The sequence below is a fragment of the Pigmentiphaga daeguensis genome (genome assembly GCF_039523035.1).
In the GTDB taxonomy this organism is placed as follows: Bacteria; Pseudomonadota; Gammaproteobacteria; order Burkholderiales; family Burkholderiaceae_B; genus Pigmentiphaga; species Pigmentiphaga daeguensis.
Genome location: NZ_BAAAEN010000002.1, coordinates 294,938 through 313,657 on the forward strand (window position 1 = coordinate 294,938; position 18,720 = coordinate 313,657).

At 67.5% G+C, this 18,720-nt stretch carries 21 protein-coding genes; 9 read left to right on the plus strand and 12 right to left on the minus strand.

All coding sequences use genetic code 11. The features are described from left to right. Nucleotides 1–9 precede the first annotated feature (9 nt). Complete coding sequence (locus tag ABD104_RS04150; RefSeq protein ID WP_087841412.1) at nucleotides 10–240, plus strand: hypothetical protein; 231 nt, start codon at nucleotides 10–12, stop codon at nucleotides 238–240. Nucleotides 241–255: 15 nt separating this feature from the next. Here ABD104_RS04150 and ABD104_RS04155 read toward each other — a convergent pair whose 3' ends face one another. After that, nucleotides 256–2,205, minus strand: coding sequence for an AsmA family protein (locus ABD104_RS04155; protein WP_279818620.1), 1,950 nt, complete (start codon nucleotides 2,203–2,205; stop codon nucleotides 256–258). Between the two features lie 49 nt (nucleotides 2,206–2,254). Then, complete coding sequence (locus ABD104_RS04160) at nucleotides 2,255–3,697, minus strand: RNA polymerase factor sigma-54 (RefSeq protein WP_279818619.1); 1,443 nt, start codon at nucleotides 3,695–3,697, stop codon at nucleotides 2,255–2,257. Between the two features lie 217 nt (nucleotides 3,698–3,914). On the opposite strand from ABD104_RS04160, the gene cls reads away from it, so the two are divergent. After that, nucleotides 3,915–5,306 carry a cardiolipin synthase gene (cls, locus tag ABD104_RS04165; protein ID WP_279818617.1) on the plus strand — a complete coding sequence of 464 codons (1,392 nt, stop codon included), beginning with the start codon at nucleotides 3,915–3,917 and terminating at the stop codon, nucleotides 5,304–5,306. A gap of 8 nt (nucleotides 5,307–5,314) precedes the next feature. Here the strand turns inward: cls and ABD104_RS04170 are convergent, their stop codons facing one another. Further along, entirely contained in the window at nucleotides 5,315–6,391 is a 1,077-nt protein-coding gene (locus ABD104_RS04170; protein ID WP_243724576.1) for a sigma-54 interaction domain-containing protein, read from the minus strand. A gap of 286 nt (nucleotides 6,392–6,677) precedes the next feature. Here ABD104_RS04170 and ABD104_RS04175 point away from each other — a divergent pair, with 286 nt between their 5' ends. The 5 genes from ABD104_RS04175 to ABD104_RS04195 are packed head-to-tail and all read left to right on the plus strand — an operon-like array spanning nucleotide 6,678 to nucleotide 9,527. After that, a complete protein-coding gene (locus ABD104_RS04175; protein WP_087781354.1) occupies nucleotides 6,678–6,839 on the plus strand; it encodes a DUF1328 domain-containing protein in 162 nt (53 codons plus the stop codon). A gap of 32 nt (nucleotides 6,840–6,871) precedes the next feature. Then, complete coding sequence (locus ABD104_RS04180; protein WP_087841408.1) at nucleotides 6,872–7,192, plus strand: ElaB/YgaM/YqjD family protein; 321 nt, start codon at nucleotides 6,872–6,874, stop codon at nucleotides 7,190–7,192. A 54-nt stretch (nucleotides 7,193–7,246) separates the two neighbouring features. Next, on the plus strand, nucleotides 7,247–8,632 hold the full coding sequence (locus tag ABD104_RS04185) for a sigma-54-dependent transcriptional regulator (RefSeq protein ID WP_087841407.1): 1,386 nt from the start codon (nucleotides 7,247–7,249) through the stop codon (nucleotides 8,630–8,632). Between the two features lie 49 nt (nucleotides 8,633–8,681). After that, the gene (locus tag ABD104_RS04190; RefSeq protein ID WP_165963223.1) at nucleotides 8,682–8,855 is read left to right on the plus strand and encodes a hypothetical protein; all 174 of its coding nucleotides are present in this window, start codon (nucleotides 8,682–8,684) and stop codon (nucleotides 8,853–8,855) included. Nucleotides 8,856–8,909: 54 nt separating this feature from the next. Beyond that, entirely contained in the window at nucleotides 8,910–9,527 is a 618-nt protein-coding gene (locus ABD104_RS04195) for a hypothetical protein (RefSeq protein ID WP_279818613.1), read from the plus strand. A gap of 21 nt (nucleotides 9,528–9,548) precedes the next feature. Here ABD104_RS04195 and ABD104_RS04200 read toward each other — a convergent pair whose 3' ends face one another. From ABD104_RS04200 to fdxA, 6 genes are all read right to left on the minus strand, one after another. Beyond that, a complete protein-coding gene (locus ABD104_RS04200) occupies nucleotides 9,549–9,836 on the minus strand; it encodes a hypothetical protein (RefSeq protein WP_279818611.1) in 288 nt (95 codons plus the stop codon). Between the two features lie 101 nt (nucleotides 9,837–9,937). Then, nucleotides 9,938–10,579 (minus strand): endonuclease III, encoded by a 642-nt coding sequence (nth, locus tag ABD104_RS04205; RefSeq protein ID WP_087841406.1) that lies wholly within the window; start codon nucleotides 10,577–10,579, stop codon nucleotides 9,938–9,940. 40 nt (nucleotides 10,580–10,619) lie between these two features. After that, the gene (gene rsxB, locus ABD104_RS04210) at nucleotides 10,620–11,264 is read right to left on the minus strand and encodes an electron transport complex subunit RsxB (protein ID WP_087841405.1); all 645 of its coding nucleotides are present in this window, start codon (nucleotides 11,262–11,264) and stop codon (nucleotides 10,620–10,622) included. A gap of 13 nt (nucleotides 11,265–11,277) precedes the next feature. Then, on the minus strand, nucleotides 11,278–12,531 hold the full coding sequence (locus tag ABD104_RS04215; protein ID WP_087841404.1) for a polyhydroxyalkanoate depolymerase: 1,254 nt from the start codon (nucleotides 12,529–12,531) through the stop codon (nucleotides 11,278–11,280). Nucleotides 12,532–12,628: 97 nt separating this feature from the next. After that, complete coding sequence (locus tag ABD104_RS04220; protein ID WP_279818608.1) at nucleotides 12,629–13,435, minus strand: ferredoxin--NADP reductase; 807 nt, start codon at nucleotides 13,433–13,435, stop codon at nucleotides 12,629–12,631. Between the two features lie 109 nt (nucleotides 13,436–13,544). Next, complete coding sequence (gene fdxA, locus ABD104_RS04225; RefSeq protein WP_087841403.1) at nucleotides 13,545–13,868, minus strand: ferredoxin FdxA; 324 nt, start codon at nucleotides 13,866–13,868, stop codon at nucleotides 13,545–13,547. A gap of 191 nt (nucleotides 13,869–14,059) precedes the next feature. Here fdxA and panB point away from each other — a divergent pair, with 191 nt between their 5' ends. Together panB and pncB are read left to right on the plus strand one after the other, a co-directional pair. Next, nucleotides 14,060–14,911, plus strand: a complete 852-nt coding sequence (gene panB, locus ABD104_RS04230) for a 3-methyl-2-oxobutanoate hydroxymethyltransferase (RefSeq protein WP_087841402.1) — start codon at nucleotides 14,060–14,062, stop codon at nucleotides 14,909–14,911. Between the two features lie 2 nt (nucleotides 14,912–14,913). After that, entirely contained in the window at nucleotides 14,914–16,113 is a 1,200-nt protein-coding gene (pncB, locus tag ABD104_RS04235; protein WP_132980054.1) for a nicotinate phosphoribosyltransferase, read from the plus strand. Nucleotides 16,114–16,134: 21 nt separating this feature from the next. Here pncB and ABD104_RS04240 read toward each other — a convergent pair whose 3' ends face one another. Genes ABD104_RS04240 through ABD104_RS04250 form a run of 3 tightly spaced genes read right to left on the minus strand, consistent with a single transcriptional unit; the run spans nucleotide 16,135 to nucleotide 18,663 of the window. Next, entirely contained in the window at nucleotides 16,135–16,845 is a 711-nt protein-coding gene (locus ABD104_RS04240; RefSeq protein WP_132980055.1) for an ABC transporter ATP-binding protein, read from the minus strand. A 28-nt stretch (nucleotides 16,846–16,873) separates the two neighbouring features. Then, nucleotides 16,874–17,620 carry an ABC transporter ATP-binding protein gene (locus tag ABD104_RS04245; protein WP_132980056.1) on the minus strand — a complete coding sequence of 249 codons (747 nt, stop codon included), beginning with the start codon at nucleotides 17,618–17,620 and terminating at the stop codon, nucleotides 16,874–16,876. Next, entirely contained in the window at nucleotides 17,617–18,663 is a 1,047-nt protein-coding gene (locus tag ABD104_RS04250; RefSeq protein ID WP_132980057.1) for a branched-chain amino acid ABC transporter permease, read from the minus strand. Before ABD104_RS04250 ends, ABD104_RS04245 begins: the two co-directional genes overlap by 4 nt. Between the last annotated feature and the right edge of the window lie 57 nt (nucleotides 18,664–18,720).

Consider the following 18,720-nt stretch of genomic DNA (forward strand, 5'->3'; position numbering starts at 1 on the left):
GAGCCGAGCATGAAGGAACCCGAGAAGCGGCGGCCGGAACGGACCCGGGCCCAGGACGACATGGGCCGGGGCGAGCCGCGGCTGCCCCACGAGCACGACGAATCGCACGACAGCCAGGAAAGCGCGCCGCGCAAGGTGATCGAGCAGGCCTACGAGGATGTGCAATCGGGCCAGGAAGACACCGACCTGCGCTCCAGCGGAGGCCGGCGCGAGCCGAGCGTGCCGCGCAACGAACGCTGAAGCGGGCGGGGCCGTTCAGCGCGCCTTGCCCTTGGGGGCGGCGGTATCGGCGTTGCGGCGGGCCTCGCGCAGGTTGGCCAGCAGGCCCTGGCAGTCGGCGTCGGTGCCAGGGCCGGTCTCGATCAGCGGGATCAGCGCGGCCAGCGGATTGATGAATGCCAGCGCGACGGAAGCGCCCGCGCGCGCGAACAGCGAGGCTTTGTCGATCTTGAAGTCGGGGGCGCCGAAAGTGCCGACGATGTCGATGGGCGAGCGGGCCACCAGTATGCTCTTGTCCTTGGGCCGGGGTTCGAAGCGCAGCCCCAGGCGTTCGTTGCGCAGGTCTATGGTCCCATGGCCGTCGATGCGCGTGTCGTCGGTGTCGACGACCAGGGCCTGCGAAGTGGCGATGCCGTCCTTGACCCCGAAGGTGGCGACCGCGCAGCGCAGCCGCGTGTCCTTGTCTCCGCCGATCAGGAATCCCAGCGCCTGGGAGGCGTCCAGGCCGATGGCCTCGACCAGCAGGTTGGAGATCTCGCCGCCGGTCACGGCCACGCCCACGGTGCCGTCGGCACGCCCCAGCATGGCCCGTATCGAGTTGCCGGCGGTCTTGAGCTTCACGTCGGCGCCCAGCGTACCCTCGCTTTTCTGCATCAGTTTCACGTCGGGGAACAGCCGGTTCAGCCGGGCCCGCCGCACGCCGATATGGGCGTCGGTGCGTATCACCGGCTGGCGTGCGTCCAGCGTGATGTCCGAGCGCAGCTCGCCGCCCGCATAGCCGAAATTCAGCGGCACCAGCTTGAGCACGCCGTCCTGCAGCACGAGGTGGGCCGAGAAATCGTCGAAGGCCCAGGGGCCTCGCACGCGCACGTCGCCCGCGTCCAGCGTGACGTCGGCGTCGATGGCGTTGAGCCGCTCCAGCCTGAACTCGGCGTCGGGCAGGATGCGGCGGTCGGCCGCCGGCCGGGGCGCGGCCTGCTCCTTCTGCGCCGTGGCATCGTCGCGCACGCCGATCAGGGGGCCGAGATCCTTCATGTCCAGCACGCGGCTCTTGAGCTTGGCGCGCAGCATGGGCTTGTCGCGGCGCATCTCGTAGCTGGCGTCGCCGGAGATGTCGGTCGAGCCTATCCTGCCGTCCATGCCCGTCAGGCCGAAGTTCATGCCGTCGCGCTTCAATCGGCCCTTGATGCGGTAGGGCGGGGTGGTGGGCAGGGGCAGGTTGATGTACGGATACAGCGTGGACAGGGTCGGCCCGGCGATGTCCAGCGCCACGTCCACGGAGGCATCGCCGAACGGATCGCCCACCTGGCCCTCGGCCCGGATGCGGGTGGGGCCGCCCTTGGCATCGATGAAGAACGGAAAGGGCGTACCCGAATCGCGCAGCGTCAGGATGCCGCCGGTGCGCGCCACGCCGCCGAAGGCGGCGTCATGGTAGTGGCCGCCGAATTCCAGCTTCATCCCGTAGGCCGGCCCGGAGGCGGGCGTCTCCATGCTGTCGGCCTGCAAGTAGGCATCGGCCTTCAGCACGCGGTCGTCGTAGTTCACCTTCACGCGGTTCAAGGACAGCGCGCGCACCACCACGTCGGGGGGCGGTCCGCCATCGTCCTGCCGGGCCAGGGTCCAGTTGTTGGCGCCCGACGCATCGCGGGCCAGATGGGCCTGGGCGCCGTCCACCGACAGCAGGTCCAGCACGACGGCGTGCCGCAGCAGGGGCAGCAGCCGGACCTGGACCTCGATGGATTCGGCCTGCAGCATGCGCTCGGGCTTGGCGCCGGGAATGTTGTCCACGGCCAGCCCGTGCAGGCGGATGCGGGTGACGGGCCGCAGCCGCATGCGGAAGTCCTCGAGCACCACTTGCCGCCCCAGCCTTTCGGTGGCCAGTCTTTCCACCGGCCCCCGCAGGAAGCGCCAGTCGGTCAGCAAGGCGGCGACAACCAGAAGGACGACGACTCCAGCAACGGCGGCAAGGATTCCTTTTGTTCGCATCGGCAGGTTCCGCGAGTGGGGGATACCCCTGTCCCCGCGTTTTAACGGCTCACGGCTGTTTGCGCAATTCCGCGGGCGGCAGCTTCATCAGGTCGCGGTACTTGGTTACGGTGCGCCGTGCCACCACCACGCCCTGTTCGGCCAGCATCCTGGTCAACGAGACGTCGGACAGGGGGTCGCGGCGATCCTCGGCGGCGATCATGTCGCGGATCAGCGCCCGCACGGCGGCGGCCGAACATCGGCCGCCGGTTTCGGTGGCCAGTTCGCGCGAGAAGAAATGCTTGAACTCGAACACGCCGCGCGGCGTGGCCATGTACTTGTTGTTCGTCGCCCGCGACACCGTGGATTCATGCAGGTCCAGTTCTTCGGCCACCTTGCGCAGCACCAGCGGCTTGAGCGCGATCTCGCCATAATCGAAGAAGGTGCGCTGGTGCGCGACGATGGCCTCGGCCACGCGCTGGATGGTGGTGAAGCGCTGTTCGACGTTGCGTATCAGCCAGCGTGCTTCCTGCAGTTCCTGCGCGAGCGGGGCGCGGTCGTCGCAGCGCGCCTTGCGGAACAGGTTGGCATAGGCGTGGTGCAGGCGAGCCTTGGGCATGACCGCGGGATTGGTGGAGATCACCCATTTGTTCCGGACCTTGCGCACGATCACGTCCGGCACGATATGGTCGGTGCCTTCTTCCGAGAACGCCAGGCCCGGCCGGGGCGTCAGGCTGCGAATAAGGCGGCAGGCCACCGCCAGGTCTTCGTCGTTGCATCCCAGCCGGCGGCGCAGTTCGGCCGTCTCGCGGCGCGCCATCAGGTCCAGGTAGCGGTCGGCGATCGCCATCGCCAGCGCGCGCCCCGGCGTCGTCTCGGCCAGCGCTGCCAGCTGCAGGCGCAGGCATTCTCCCAGGTTGCGCGCGGCAAGCCCCGGAGCGTCCAGGTGCTGGACCAGGGTCAGGGCGACCATCCATTCGTCGTGCGTGGGGGCGGGTTGTACGGCGAGCGTGGCCGCCAGATCGTCGAAGTCCTGGCGCAGATAGCCGTCCTCGTCCAGCGCCTCGATGATGATCTCGGCCAGCAGCCGGTCGCGGTCCCCGAGCCGGTAGCCGCACAACTGCTGGTGCAGGTGGTCGTGCAGCCCCATGGAACTGTGCGTCCACTGCCCGATGTCGGGACGATCCTCGCCATCGTCGTCGCGCGTCCGGGTGCCGGCGTAGCTGCCGCCATAGGGTTCCGGGTCGAACGCGGGCGGTGGGGGTTCCTGGGCATCGTCGGCCTCGGCGGAGCCGGTGGTGTTGCGGTCCACGGAAAGGATCGAATCGCCGGCTTGCGCCCCCGAAGAGGCTTCCTGGTCGTCTTCCTCCAGGAAGGGATTGTTCGCGATGGCTTGCTGCAGCTCCTGTGTGAACTCGAGCGCGGACATCTGCAACAACTTGACGGACTGCTGGAGCCTGGGCGTCAAGGAGAGTTGCTGCCGCACACGCATGTCGTAAGTAGCTTGAACCAATGCTGTCTCCCATGCTTGGCCGGAGGGTCGGCCGTTGATGTCGCAATCCCCCTACTTGCAAGCTTCGTGCCAATGCGAAGACGTAGGCACGGCGCGCCGGACGGTGGAAAATAGCGTGCAGCTCTTGCCGGTCCGGTAAGTTTTACCGGTGCGGTCGCCGGCGGCCAGGGTCCATGCTCGACGAAACGGGTCTGTCTCGTAACAGAATGAGAAGAACATGCGAAGCTTCCTGCGCGTCCTCCTGTACGGCCTGTGCGCGGCGCTGTTGTGCCACTGCGCCAGTCCGCTTCCCGATCCGGCCAGCGGCGTGGAGCCGCGCCGCAAGGTACGCATCTCCAGCGACGCGGGGCTGCTGACCTACCGCGAGAGCCGCCGCATCATCCAGCAACTGGACGCGCGGGCCAAGGCGGGTGATTTCCTGGCGCGGCACCTGCAGGTCGAGGAAGCCGTGGCCGATGCGCCGCTGGTCGTCGGCAACGAAGTGCGGCTCTTCGGCGACGGGCCCAGCACCTACCGCGCCATGGAAGAGGCCATAGGCGCCGCTCGCCGCTTCATACACCTGGAAAGCTACATCTTCGAGGACGACCAGATCGGCAACCGCATCGCCGAGATGCTCATCGCCAAGCGTGCGCAGGGGGTCGCCGTGGCCGTCATGGTCGATGACATCGGCACCTTGTCCGTGCCGCCCGATCTTTTCGACCGCATGCGGCAGGCCGGCGTCCAGGTGGTCTTCTTCAATCCCGTCAACCCGCTCAAGAGCCGGGGCGGATGGTCCATCAACGAGCGCAGCCATCGCAAGATCCTGGTGGTCGATGGCGAGATCGCCTTCGTGGGCGGCATCAATCTGAGCGACGTGTACGCGTCCCGGCCGGTGGCCGGTTCGGCCCGGGCCCACGACGCCGGCAGCCGGGAGGACGCGCCCTGGCGGGACACGCACATCAGCATCCGCGGTCCCGCCGTGCCCGACGTGGAGCGGGTATTCCTGGAGGGGTGGCGCAGCCAGGGCGGGCCGCCGCTGGGCGATCTCGATTTCCTGCCGCAGCAGCCCCGGCGCGGGCCGCACGTGGTCCGCATCCTGGTCAACCGCCCGGGTTCGGCGGACAACCACGCCATCTACCTGACGCTGCTGTCCGCCATCAACAGCTCGCAACGGTCCGTGCACATCACCATGGCCTATTTCGTGCCCGATCCGGGCTTCATCGAGGCCCTGGCCGATGCCGCGCGCCGTGGTGTCGACGTGACGCTGCTGCTGCCGGGATTCAGCGATTTCTCGATCGTGCTGCATGCCGGCAGATCCCACTACGAAGAACTGCTCGAGGCCGGCGTGAAGATCTACGAGCGCAAGGATGCGCTGCTGCACGCCAAGACCGCCGTGGTGGACGGCGTCTGGTCCACGGCCGGATCCAGCAATCTCGATTGGCGCAGCTTCACCTTGAACCACGAGATCAACGCGGTGATCCTGGGCGCCGATTTCGGCGCCCAGATGGAAGCCCTGTTCGAGCGCGACAGGCAGGCGTCCGAACCGGTGTCGCTGGAGCAGTGGAAGCGGCGGCCGCTGACGGACAGGCTCAAGGAATTCATGTCGCGCCTGCTGGAGCGGTGGCTGTAGCGGCGGTTCTAGGCGTCGCCGCCGTGCTTGTAGGTGTCCAGCCGGTTGTAGAGCGTCTTGAGGCTGATGCCCAGCGTGCTGGCAGCCTGGCGCTTGTCGCCGCCGAAGTGGGCCAGCGTCGCGAGGATCAGCTCCCGCTGCGCGTCGGGCAGCGGTATCCCCACCGCCAGTTCCAGGCTGCCCTCGCGCCGGACCACCCGGCGATTGCGCGGAGCGGGTTCGGGATTCTGCACCTCGACCTCGTCGTCGGCCAGAATGAACGCCCGGTGCACGGCGTTCTTCAGTTCCCGGACGTTGCCCGGCCAGTGGTACTGGCGCAGGCCGTCCAGGGTGCCGCGGGCGAAACGCTTGCGGGTCTTCTCGGTTGCGTTGAGCTGGTCGAGGAAGCGCTGGGCCAGCAGTTCGATGTCGGCGGGACGCTCGCGCAGCGGCGGGACCCGCAGCGGGAACACCGCCAGCCGATAGAGCAGGTCTTCGCGGAAGCGTCCTTCCCGCACCGCCACCTGGGGGTCGCGGTTGGTCGCGGCGATGACCCGGACGTCCGCGGAAATCTGTTCCGTTCCGCCGACACGGTGGAAGGCCGAGGTCTCCAGCACGCGCAGCAGCTTGATCTGCATCTCCGGGGCCATTTCCGTGATCTCGTCCAGGAAGATGGTGCCGCCGGCCGCACGTTCGAAATATCCCACGTGCTGCTGGATGGCGCCGGTGAAGCTGCCTTTCTCGTGTCCGAACAGTTCTCCCTCGATCAGCGTCGAGGGGATGGCACCGCAGTTGACCGGGATGAAGGGGCCGGTATCGCGCGGGCTCTTCTCGTGCAGGGTGCGCGCGACCAATTCCTTGCCCGTGCCGCTTTCGCCCACGATAAGCACCGTCAGCGCGGTGGGCGCCACTTTGTCGATCTGCTGGTACAGCTCCCGCATGGGTATCGAGGCGCCGTACAGCAGCCCGTAGTGCTGGGGCGGCGGAGCCGGGCGCACGGGTTCGGCCGCGATCGGGGCGGCGGGGCCGGACGCCTCGTAGGGCGTATCGGTGTCCAGGATCGGTGCCAAGGCTTCGTCAGGGCGCATCGCCTGTTCCTTCCGCATGAGTCTCCAGGGTGGGGCCGGGGCGGGAGTGCCCACGGCAGGGCGGGAGTCCCATTCTAAGCAAGGCGTCCCCCGCCCAGGAAGCCGGTCGCGGGGGGTATGGTAACGGGCTGTCGCAAGCCCCGCGCGGGTCGGGGGAATTTACAAGTTTTCATGTAATTCTTACCTATTGCTTGCACTTGGGCCAGGAGAGCGCGGGCCGGAACGGAAACTGCGGCGGCATGGGGCCGAACACCGCGCCGGATCCGTCCCCGGCCCCTGGGGCAGTCTATACAAGGAGTAAGCAATGTTGCGATGGGCAGCCATTTTCTTCGTAATTGCCTTGATTGCCGCATTATTCGGGTTTGGCGGGATCGCCTCCGGAGCGGCGGAGATCGCGAAGATCCTGTTTTATATTTTCGTCATCGTCTTCGTGGTCACGCTCCTGCTTGGAGCGTTCCGACGATAGGGATGGCGTCTGGAACGTCAAAAGGAGCGAATATGGGCAAGTATCGGGTTGCGGGACTGCGCGACGTGGAGGGCGCCATCGGCCAGGTTCGGAGCCTGGTCGAGGATGCCGAGGCGCTCCTGCGGAACACCGCCGGCCACGCGGGCGGCGAACTCGAGGCGGCGCGGGCGCGGCTGCGCGACCAGCTGGACCGGGCCCAGGACCTGTTCCAGGACGCGCGCCGCAGCGCCGCCGAGTCCTACCGGCAGGCGTCCGCCCAGACCGATGCCTATGTCCATGACAATCCCTGGCGGGCGGTGGGCATCGCCATCGCGGTGGGCGTCGTCATAGGCCTGCTCGCGCCCAGGCGCTAGCCGCCGTTTCCGTCCCCCCGTTTCCAACCTCATCGTATCGAGGAGCCTGACTGCATGCCGCATGTCCTGATCGTGGACGACGAACCGAATACCCGGGCAGCCCTGGCGGAAATCGTCAGCGCCGAGGGGTTCACCAACGCCGTTGCGGGCGACCTCCGGGAGGCCCGCATTCAGATCGTGCGCCAGAGTCCCGACGTCGTGCTGACCGACCTGAAGCTGCCGGACGGCAGCGGGATGGACCTGTTCAAGGAGCTGGACCCGTCCATCCCCGTGGAGGTCATCCTGATCACCGGCCACGCCAGCGTGGAGAGCGCGGTCGACGCTCTTCGCCTGGGCGCGGCCGACTATCTCATCAAGCCGATCAACATGCAGCGCCTCAAGGCCATCCTGGACCGCATTCCGCGGGCGGGCGACCTGAAGGCCGAGATCGGTTCGCTGCGCGGCGAGCTGCGCCGCTTCGGCCGCTTCGGCCGCATGCTGGGCGGTTCTCCCGCCATGCAGGACCTGTACGACCAGATCGGCAAGGTCGCGCCCACCGAGGCGACCGTGCTGCTGATCGGCGAAAGCGGCACGGGCAAGGAGCTGGCGGCCCAGACGCTGCACGACCTGAGCCTGAGGCGCAAGCGCCCGTTCCTGGCGGTGAACTGCGGCGCGATTTCGCCCAACCTGATCGAGAGCGAGATGTTCGGCCACGAGCGCGGCAGCTTCACCGGCGCCGAGCGCCAGCACAAGGGCTATTTCGAACGTTCGCACGGCGGCACGCTGTTCCTGGACGAGATCACGGAGATGCCCATCGAGCTCCAGGTCAAGCTGCTGCGCGTGCTCGAGACCGGATTGTTCATGCGCGTCGGTACCAACCAGGAAACCGAATGCGACGTGCGCATCATTGCCGCCACCAACCGCAACCCGCAGGAAGCGGTGGCCGACGGCAAGCTGCGGGAAGATCTCTATCACCGCCTGAACGTCTTTCCCATCCATCTTCCGCCCTTGCGCGAGCGGGCCAAGGACGTCGAACTCCTGGCCCAGAGTTTCCTCGACATGCTCAACGAGACGCACAAGTCGGCCAAGGCCTTCTCGCCCGCCATGCTGGCCGACATGGCCTCGCATGCCTGGCCCGGCAACGTGCGCGAACTGAAGAACTACGTGCATCGTGCCTTCATCATGACCGATGGCGGCCTGATCGACACGGTGGCGGCGCCCATTCAACTGGCGCCTGCCGGCAAGACGGAAAGCGAGCCCATCGTCACCATACCCGTGGGTACATCGCTTGCTGAGGCGGACCGGCGGCTGATCTTCGCCACCCTGCAGCACTGCGGGGGAGTCAAGAAGCACGCGGCCGAAGTGTTGGGCATCAGCCTGAAGACGCTCTACAACCGGCTGGAGGATTACGCCGCAGACGACGCCCGCGAGGCGGACATGCAGGACGTGCCGGTTTCCTGAGCGCGCCTGCTGCCGTCGCGAAAGGCGCCAAGCGCCATGGAGCCCTGATATGTCCCCGTCGTACGCGCATTCCGTTCCCCCGGATCCTCCCGTCAAGGATCCGCCACCGGTCGGCGATCCCCCCAACCAGCCGGTGGGGGATCCGCCGGTGCCGCCGGCCCAGCAGCCCGATCCCATCGATCCCGAGCTGCCTCCTCCGCCTCCCGCGCCGCCGGGCGAATAAGGCGCGGCACGCTACGTGCTGGCAACTCCTCATCCGTGATTCGAGGAGATTGCCGTGTCGCTCATCGTCGCTGCCCGTTTCGACTCCTTTCCCGAGGCCGAGGAGGCCGGCCGCAAACTGTTCGTCGCCGGCTTTGCCCATGAGGACGTCTCCATCTTCTTCGTCAATCCCGCCGGCCAGCATGACCGCTATCCCCTGGGCGGAGACCAGGCCGCCGACCCGGGCGCGCGCAAGACCCGGCGCGGCGCCGTGGCGGGCGCTGCCCTGCTGGGCCTGCTCGGAGCCGTCATCGGCTCCATCGTCTGGCTGTATGCCGCCGGCTCCGTGCTCGCGCTGATCATCGCGGTGGGTGTCGGCGCCTACATCGGCTCGCTGGGCGGCGCACTGGTGGCCACCCGCAGCGCCTCGCGCGCCTACCGGGCCGGCCACAGCACGGGAATGCGGCGCGCCGGCGTCCTGACGGCCGTCCACGTCACCGTTGCCACCGAAGCCGCCGCCGCGCAGGTGCTCAGGGACTGCGGCGGCAAGGACGTGGAGCAGGCCGAGGGCCGGTGGCGCGACGGCGACTGGGTGGACTTCGACCCCGTGGCCGCTCCCGTCCTGAGCGACAAGGTGCAGGCCAGGCCGTCCGATGCCATGGATTCCCGGGAATCCCGCGCCATGCAGCACTGACCCCGAGCGCTACCCGGGATGTCAACGGCCGCGGGTCGCGTCGTCTTCGTCGTCGCCGGGGTGCGAGCGGGCCAGGCGTTCCTCGTCCACCACCTCGTCGGGCAGCACGTCGGCGCCGGTACGTTCTTCCTCGTCGGGGTCGACGGAGAGCCGTTCTCCCGTCCTGCTCGAATCCGTGCCGGCCTCGTCCTCGGGCAGCCCGGCCAGATCGCTGCCGGAGTCGGAGGTATCGCTGGGACCGAGTTTGCCGTTCTTGCTGCTGTCTTCCGGCAGGCTTTCGCCCGTGCCTAGCAAGGTACTGTTGGACATGGCGTGCTCCTTTTCACAAGCTTGGCAGGGGAATTGTCGCGCCGCGCGACATCCCCGCTCAAGCCTGCCGACGCAAACCGCGTACCCGGCCGCGAGCCGCCCTAGGCGGTGGCCGGCGTCTTGTCCTTGTATTCGCACAGGTCGGCGATGCCGCATTGCGGACATTTGGGCTTGCGCGCGACGCAGATGTAGCGTCCATGCAGGATCAGCCAGTGGTGGGCGTCCAGCAGGAACTCCTTGGGCACGACCTTGAGCAGCTTGTCCTCGACCTGGCGCACGGTCTTGCCCGGCGCGATGCCGGTGCGGTTGGAGACCCGGAAGATGTGCGTATCGACCGCCATGGCCACCTGCCGGAAGGCGGTGTTGAGCACCACGTTGGCGGTCTTGCGGCCCACGCCCGGCAGGGCCTCCAGCGCGTCGCGGTCGGCGGGTACTTCCCCGCCGTGCTGTTCCAGCAGGATGCGACAGGTGGCGATCACGTTCTTGGCCTTGGTCTTGTACAGGCCTATGGTGCGTATGTACTGGCTCAGCCCCTCTTCGCCCAGGGCCAGCAGCCGCTCGGGCGTGCCGTGTTCGGGGAAGAAGCGCCGCGTGGCCAGGTTGACCGACTTGTCCGTGGCCTGCGCCGACAGCATGACGGCGATCAGCAACTGGAAGGTCGACCCGTATTCGAGTTCGGTCTGGGGGGAGGGATTGGCGGCGCGCAGGCGCTCGAAGATCGCTAGTCGTTTGGCGGTGTTCATTCGGACACGGCTTGGGCCGTTGTTGTGATGAAGGACGAGGTCAGTGCGCGCGCCGGGAACGGGCCCGGGCGAGAGCGGCCTCCAGTATGGCACGCTTGCGCTCGGCCGCCTGATCGCCGGCCTGCGCTTCGGCCGGCAGGGCGGGGGACGCAGGCTCTGCCACGGCCGAACGGGCGCGCAGCCGCTCCTGGTCCTCGCGGCTCTCGCGGTCCAGCCGCGCCTGGCGACGCTGGTGGCGGGCGCGGGCCGCGGCGGCGTCGCCGTCGGTCCAGGCGCGCGCCGGTTCGACGGGCTCCATGCTGATGCAATCGACGGGACAGGGGGCCACGCACAAGTCGCAGCCCGTGCACAGGGCCGCCAGCACGGTATGCATGGCCTTGTTGGCGCCCACGATGGCATCCACCGGGCAGGCCTGGATGCACAGCGTGCAGCCTATGCAATGCTGCTCGTCGATACGGGCTACCTGCAGGGGAAGATGCCGGCCCCGCGTCTCGTCCAGGGGCAGGATGGGCTTGCCGAGCACCGCCGCCAGCCTGGCGATGCCGACATCGCCTCCGGGCGGACAGCGGTTGATGGGTACCTCGTCATCGACCAGCGCCTGCGCATAGGGCCGGCAGCCGTCATAGCCGCACTTGGTGCACTGGGTCTGCGGCAGTTGCGCATCGACGAGATCGACCCGATTCACGGCTGGCTTCCGGTCAAGCCGCGTCCCGGTGCTGGCGGATGAACTCGGCGATCTGGGGACAGATGACTTCGCGCCAGCGCCGGCCCGAGAAAATGCCGTAGTGCCCGCAGCGCGGGGCGGTGAAATGGCGCTTGCGATCCGCCGGGATGCCGCTGCACAGGTCCTGCGCGGCCTGGGTCTGGCCCGACCCCGAGATGTCGTCCAGCTCGCCTTCGATCGTGAACAGCGCCACCGAGCGGATGTCGGAAGGCTTGACCAGGTGGCCGTTCACCTTCCAGACGCCGCGCGGCAGCTCGAAGTCCTGGAACACGGTGCGTATCGTGTCCAGGTAGTATTCGGCGGGCATGTCCAGGACCGCGTTGTACTCGTCGTAGAAGCGGCGGTGGGCCTCGGCATCGTCATCGTCGCCGCGCACCAGGTCCAGATAGAAGTCGTAGTGCGACTTGAGGTGGCGGTCGGGATTCATGCTGACGAAGCCCGCGTGCTGCAGGAAGCCGGGATAGACCTTGCGCCCCGAGCCGGGGAAGCGCGGCGGCACTCGGTGGATGAGGGTGTTCTCGAACCAGGAGTAAGGCTTGGTCTTGGCGAGGTTGTTGACCTGCGTGGGGGACTTGCGCGGGTCGATGGGGCCGCCCATCATGATCATGCTGCGCGGCAGCTTGGGGTCGTTGTCCGAAGCCATCAGCGATACCGCCGCCAGCACCGGCACCGTAGGCTGGCACACCGAGATGACATGGACGTCCGGGCCCAGCTGGCCGATGAAGTCGCGGATGTAGTCGACGTAGTCGGCCAGGTGGAAGGGGCCGGCCGACTGCGGCACCATGCGGGCGTCGATCCAGTCGGTGACGTAGACGTCGTGTTCGGGCAGCAGGGCGCGCACGGTATCGCGCAGCAGCGTGGCGTGGTGGCCGGACAGCGGCGCCACCAGCAGCACCGTGGGGTCGGGCTTGCGCCGGGCCGCGGCCTTGCGGGGCGACACCGGGGTGCGCACGAAATGCACCAGGTTACAGAAGGGCCGGGCCGCCGCGATCTGTTCCGTGACGGTGGCCTCGGCGCCGTCGAGCGTGGTGGTGGGCAGGTCCCAGGCCGGTTTCTCGTAGTCCTTGCCCAGCCGGTACAGCAGCTCGTAGCCGGCCGCCAGCCGCCGCGACAGCGGGGTGTAGGCAAGCGGGCTATAGGGATTCGAGAACAACTGGGCCGACGCATCGGCGAAGTGGGCAAAGGGCGTCAACAGGGCGCGCTGCCATTCATGTAATTGGTACAGCATCTTTGCTCCAGACCACGGGATGGGCAATCGATTCACCAGTAAACCGATTATATTGCATTGCACAATCGGTGTGTCACGCCGGCCGCGCAACTCGGTGTCACCAATAGTTTTCCACGGCCAGATTGCCTGGTTTACCCCGCCGGGAGGCCCCGAAACCGCGTTCCGCCAGCAATTTGCGCAAATCAGACACCATTTCGGGGTTGCCGCACAACATGATGCGCGAACGCGACGGATCCAGCGTGACGCCGGCCCGGCGTTCCAGCTCGCCGCTGGCGATCAGCGTCGTGATGCGGGCATCCATGGCGCCCTCGACCCGCTCGCGCGTGACCGAGGGCAGGTAGATCAGCTTGCCCGGCTGTTCCCGGCAGAATTCGCCGAAGACCTCGTGGTCGCGCAGCCCTTCTATGGTGTCCCGGTAGACCAGTTCCTCGGCCGTGCGCACGCTGTGGACCACGATCAGATGATCGTAGGTCTCCCACACCTCCAGGTCCTGCAGGACGGAAACGAACGGGGCGAGCCCCGTGCCGGAGGCCAGCATCCACAGATCCTTGCCGCTGGGGAACGCGGCGGTGGTCAGGAAGCCGAAATTGGTCTTGTCGACGTAAAGCTTGTCGCCTTCGCGCAGGTGCTCGAGCGCGCTGGTGAACTCGCCGTCGGGCACGACGATGGAGAAGAACTCCAGGAAATCGTCGTAGGGCGCCGACACGATCGAATAGGCCCGCCAGACGATGCGGCGGCCCGACCCGTCCTCGGCGTCCGGATCCGGGCGCTCGATGCCCAGCCGCGCGAACTGTCCCGGCACGAACCGGAAGCCGGGCGAGCGCGTGGTGCGGAACGAGAAGAGCTTGTGCGGCACCCAGGTCTTGACCCAGGTAACCGTCTCGACGGTGTACTTGTCCGACATCAATCCATTAATTCCGGGCGGCGGGTTACCCCAGGGCACAGCGGATCCGGCTCCGCCGGTCCGCCAGTGCCGCCCCCTGGGGGGCGCGCGTCAGCGCGTAGGGGGGGGCCTACCTCTCGAGAAGATCCAGCTTGCCTTCCTTGTCCTTCCACTCGTCGGCGTCGGGCAGGGGCGGCTTGGTGCGCGTGATGCTGGGCCAGCTTTGCGACAGGTCGGCGTTGATCTGGATGAAATGCATCTGGTTGGCGGGGACGTCTTCCTCGGCCAGGATGGCATTGGCCGGGCATTCGGGGATACAGACGGCGCAGTCGATGCACTCGTCGGGATCGATCACCAGGAAGTTCGGGCCTTCGCGAAAGCAGTCGACCGGGCAGACATCCACGCAATCGGTGTATTTGCACTTGATGCAGTTCTCGGTCACGACGTGAGTCATAGGCGGCTCCAGGACGATGCTGGATAAAAGTTCAGGTCAGCCCATGATTTTACCGGACTCGGGCGGTTCGGCCGGCCATTCCCCTTGAAGGGCCATGGGAGTGGGCGGTGGAGGGCGGCCTTGGGCGGGGGTAAGTCCTCTCTTGTGCTATTTTCTTCGGTTACACAACAGGCATCCCTGGAGACCGTACGATGCGATCCACCCTGAACGTCCTGCGCAAGAAGCTTGCCGCGGGGCGGAAGATTTCCATGCTGACGTGCTACGACGCCGGTTTCGCCAAAGTCATGGAGGACGCGGAGGTCGATTGCATCCTGGTGGGCGACACGCTGGGCATGCTCGTGCAGGGCAGGGATTCGACGCTGCCGGTCCTGTTGCAGGACATCGCCTATCACGTCTCCTGCGTCGCGCGTGGCACCCGGCGTCCGTTCCTGCTGGCGGACATGCCTTTCGGCACCTACCAGGAAAGCCCGCAGCAGGCCCTGCGCAACGCCGTGACGCTGATGCAGGCCGGCGCGCAGATGGTCAAGATCGAGGGCGGGGCCGAACTGGCGCCCACCATCGAACTGCTGACCCGCAGCGGCATCCCCGTCTGCGGCCACATCGGCCTCCTGCCGTCCCACGTGCATGCCCTGGGCGGCTACCGCGTGCAGGGCAAGGAAGACGCCGAGGCGCGCCGCATCGTGGCCGATGCCCGCGCGGTCGAGGCGGCCGGCGCGGCCATGATGGTGATCGAGGCGGTTCCCGACCCCGTCGCCCGCCAGGTGTGCGAGGCGGTGCAACTGATCACCATCGGCATCGGCGCCTCGGTGGCGTGTTCCGGCCAGGTGCTCGTCCTGCACGACATGCTGGGCCTCACGGCCACGCCCGCCAAGTTCGTCAAGAACTACATGGTGGGGGCGCCCGCCGGCGGCGATGCGGTCCTGCAGGCTTTCCGGCGCTATGCCCAGGAAGTGGAGACCGGCGCGTTTCCCGGCGTGGAGCACGTCTACGGCATGACCGCCGGCAACATCGGTACCCCCTACGGCAACCAGAGCGGTTCTTAGCCATGATCATCACGTCTTTGCTGGATACCGACCTCTACAAGTTCACGATGATGCAGGTCGTCCTGCATCAGTTCCCCGCGGCGCAGGTCGAGTACAAGTACAAGTGCCGTACCCCGGGGATAGACTTGCATCCCTATGTGGACGAGATCCGCGAAGAAATCGAGGCGCTGTGCGAGCTGCGCTTCACCCAGGAGGAACTGGACTACCTTGGCGGCATGCGCTTCATCAAGAGCGATTTCGTCGACTTCCTGAGGCTGTTCCACCTGCCCCGGCGGTGCATCTCGGTGTCCAAGTCGCAGTCGCCGGGTGAGCTCGACATCATCGTGCAGGGGCCCTGGCTCCACACCATCCTGTTCGAGATCCCGGTGCTGGCCATCGTCAACGAGGTCTATTTCCGCAACAACCACCTGGTGCCGGCCTATGCCGAAGGCCGCCAGCGCCTGATGAGCAAGGTGGAACTGGTGCGCGGCGACCCCGCCCTGCGCGACTTCCATATCGCCGACTACGGCACGCGCCGCCGCTTCTCCAAGGCCTGGCACGAGGAAGTCATCATCACGCTCAAGGACCAGATGCGCGAGCATTTCGCGGGCACCAGCAACGTGTATTTCGCGATGAAGCACGGGTTGACGCCGCTGGGCACCATGGCGCACGAATACCTGCAGGCTTGCCAGGGCCTGGGGCCGCGCCTGCGCGACTCGCAGATCTACGGCTTCGAAGTGTGGGCGCGCGAATACCGCGGCGACCTGGGCATCGCGCTGTCCGACGTCTACGGCATGAGCGCCTTCCTGCGCGATTTCGACATGTATTTCTGCAAGCTGTTCGACGGCGCGCGGCACGACTCGGGCGATCCCTTCAACTGGGGCGAGCGGCTGCTGGAGCACTACAAGCAGAACCGGGTGGATCCCCGCACCAAGACGCTGGTGTTCTCGGACGGCCTGACTTTCCCGCTGGCGATCAGCCTGGCCAAGCACTTCGCGGGGCGTTGCATCACCGCCTTCGGCATCGGCACCAACCTGACCAACGACCTGAGCTACCAGCCCCTGCAGGTGGTGATGAAGATGGTCAAGTGCAATGGCCAGCCGGTGGCCAAGGTGTCCGACACGCCCGAGAAGACCATGTGCGAGGACAAGGCCTACCTGGCCTACCTGCGCCAAGTGTTCGAGATCCCGCCGGAGCAGGTGGGCGAGACCGCCGACGATTGAGCGGGGCGGCTGGCCCCGGGGCTACACCCCCAGGTAGCGGCTGAGCGCCTCGGGCCGGTGCGCGAGGTCCTGCGCCTGGCCTTCCAGCACCATGCGGCCCTTCTCCATCACGACCAGCCGGTCGGAATTGGCCATGACCATCCGGTAGTTGCGGTCCACCACCAGGGTGGCCAGGCCGCTGCGCCGGATGTCGCCGATCACCCGCCAGATCTCGGCCACGATCAGCGGCGCCAGTCCTTCGGTGGCTTCGTCCAGGATGACGGCGCTGGGATTGGTCATCAGCGCGCGGCCGATGGACAGCATCTGCTGTTCGCCGCCCGAGAGCTGCCAGCCCAGGTTGCCCATGCGTTCGGTCAGCCGGGGAAAGGTGGCCAGCACGCGTTCCAATGTCCAGTCGGCCTGGCCGTCGACGCCGCGGCGCGCAGCCATGACGAGGTTTTCCTTCACGGTCAGGTTGGGGAAGATGCCCCGGCCCTCGGGCACGTAGGCGATGCCGGCCTTGGCGGCTTCGTAGGGCTTGCCGCGCGACAGGTCGCGGCCGGCTATCGAAATGCGTCCGTCGCGTTGCTTGACGTGGCCCAGCAGGGTGCGGATCAGGGTGGATTTCCCCATGCCGTTGCGGCCCAGCAGGCCGACGGTTTCCCCGCGCCCCAGGCGGAAATCCACCCCGTGCAGGATATGGCTGCTGCCGTACCAGGCGTGCACCTGGCTGGCGTCGATGAGCGCTTCCATCTGTCTTCCTTTTCTCCGGCCGCCGGGGTCAGTGGGCCGCGCCCAGGTAGGCTTCCTGGACGTCCGGGTTGTTGCGCACGTCGGCCGGCAGCCCGCTGGCGATGGGGCTGCCGTTGACCATCACGGTAATGTCGTCCGCCACCGCGAATACCGCGTCCATGTCGTGCTCGACCAGCAGGATGGCATGGCCCTGCCGCAGCCGCCGCAGCAGCTCCAGCATGCGTTCGGATTCTTCCGCGCCCATGCCGGCCAGCGGCTCGTCCAGCAACAGCACCGTGGGCGAGGTCGCCAGGCACATCGCCACTTCCAACTGGCGCTTCTGGCCGTGCGACAGGCTGGCGGCGGTCTTGCCCGCCACCGCGGCCAGCCCGGCGCGCTCCATGACTTCATCGGCGCGGTCCAGACTGGCGCGGCAGGCTTGGGCCGATTGCCAGAAATGCCAGGGACGCTGCGTCCGCGCCTGCGCGGCCAGCCGGCAGTTCTCGCGCACCGTCAGCGGCAGGAAGATCGTGTTGCGCTGGTAGCTGCGCCCGATGCCTGCCTGCGCGCGGCGGGGTTGCGACCAGTTGGTGATTTCCCGCCCATGCAGGCGGACGTGGCCGGCCGTGGGGGGCAGCTCGCCGGACAGCAGGTGGATGAGGGTCGACTTGCCCGCGCCGTTGGTGCCGATCACGGCATGGATGCGGTCTGGGGCGAGCGACAGCGAGACGTTGTCGATGGCCCTGAGCGCGCCGAAGTGGCGGCTCAGGCCCTGGGCTTGGAGCACTGCCGTCATGTCGTCTGTTCCGTAGCGGGGGTCGGGGTGGGGGAGGCCTCGTCGCCGGCTGCCGTGGCGGCGGGAGGCAGGGCGCGGGGCCGTCCGCGGCGCGGCATGCGCAGGCGCGAGAAACCTCCCGCCAGGCCCTGCGGCATCCAGGCGACGGCAAGGATGATGAAGCCGCCCATGAGCAACTGCCAGTGCTTGGTCAGATCCTGGAACCACTCCGCCAGCAGGACGAAGGCGAAGGCGCCGATCACCGCGCCCGCCAGGCTGCCCAGCCCGCCCAGGATGATCATCAGCAGCGCGTTGCCGGACTGGTGCCAGGACACCAGTTCGGGGTTGACGTAGCCGTGCTGGGTGGCATACAGGAAGCCCGCCAGCCCCGCCAGCGCGCCGCCCAGGGTGAAGCTGGCGAGCTTGTAGGCAAGGGTGTTGTAGCCGGCCGCCCGCATGCGCGGCTCGTTGTGCTTGATGCCCACCAGCGCGTGGCCCAGGCGCGACCGCAGCACCAGCCCCAGCACGGCCAGTGTCAGGGCCAGCCCGGCCAGCGTGAACCAGTAGAACTGCGGCGCCTGGTCCAGGTCCACCAGGGCGCGCCCGGCCAGCGTGAAGGCCGGCTTGTTGTAGATGTAGGTGCCGTCGCTGCCGCCGAAGGCCTCGACGTCGTGGAACACGAAGTACACCAGTTGTCCGAAGGCCAGCGTGACCATGATGAAATAGATGCCGCGCGTGCGCATCACCAGCAGGCCGATCAGGAGCGCCAGCAAGGCGGCGCATCCGACGGCGGCCAGGAGCAGCAGCCAGCCGTTGCCCGCCTCGTAGCGCGGCGTCAACATCGCGACCGCATACGCCGCGGCGCCGAAGTAGGCCGCGTGCCCCAGGCTGACCAGTCCCGTGTAGCCCACCAGCAGCTGCAGGCTCAGCGCGAAGATCGCCATGATCAGCACCTTGGCGCCCAGCTCGACGTGGAACGGCGTGCCGACCGGCTCGGGCAGCACCGGCAGCAAGGCCAGCACCGCCAGCGCCACGATCCAGGCAAGAAGAGAAGAAGCTTTCATTCCATATCCACCGTTGCTCCCGTTGGCAGCCAGCGAAGCGCCGCTGCCACAACCCAA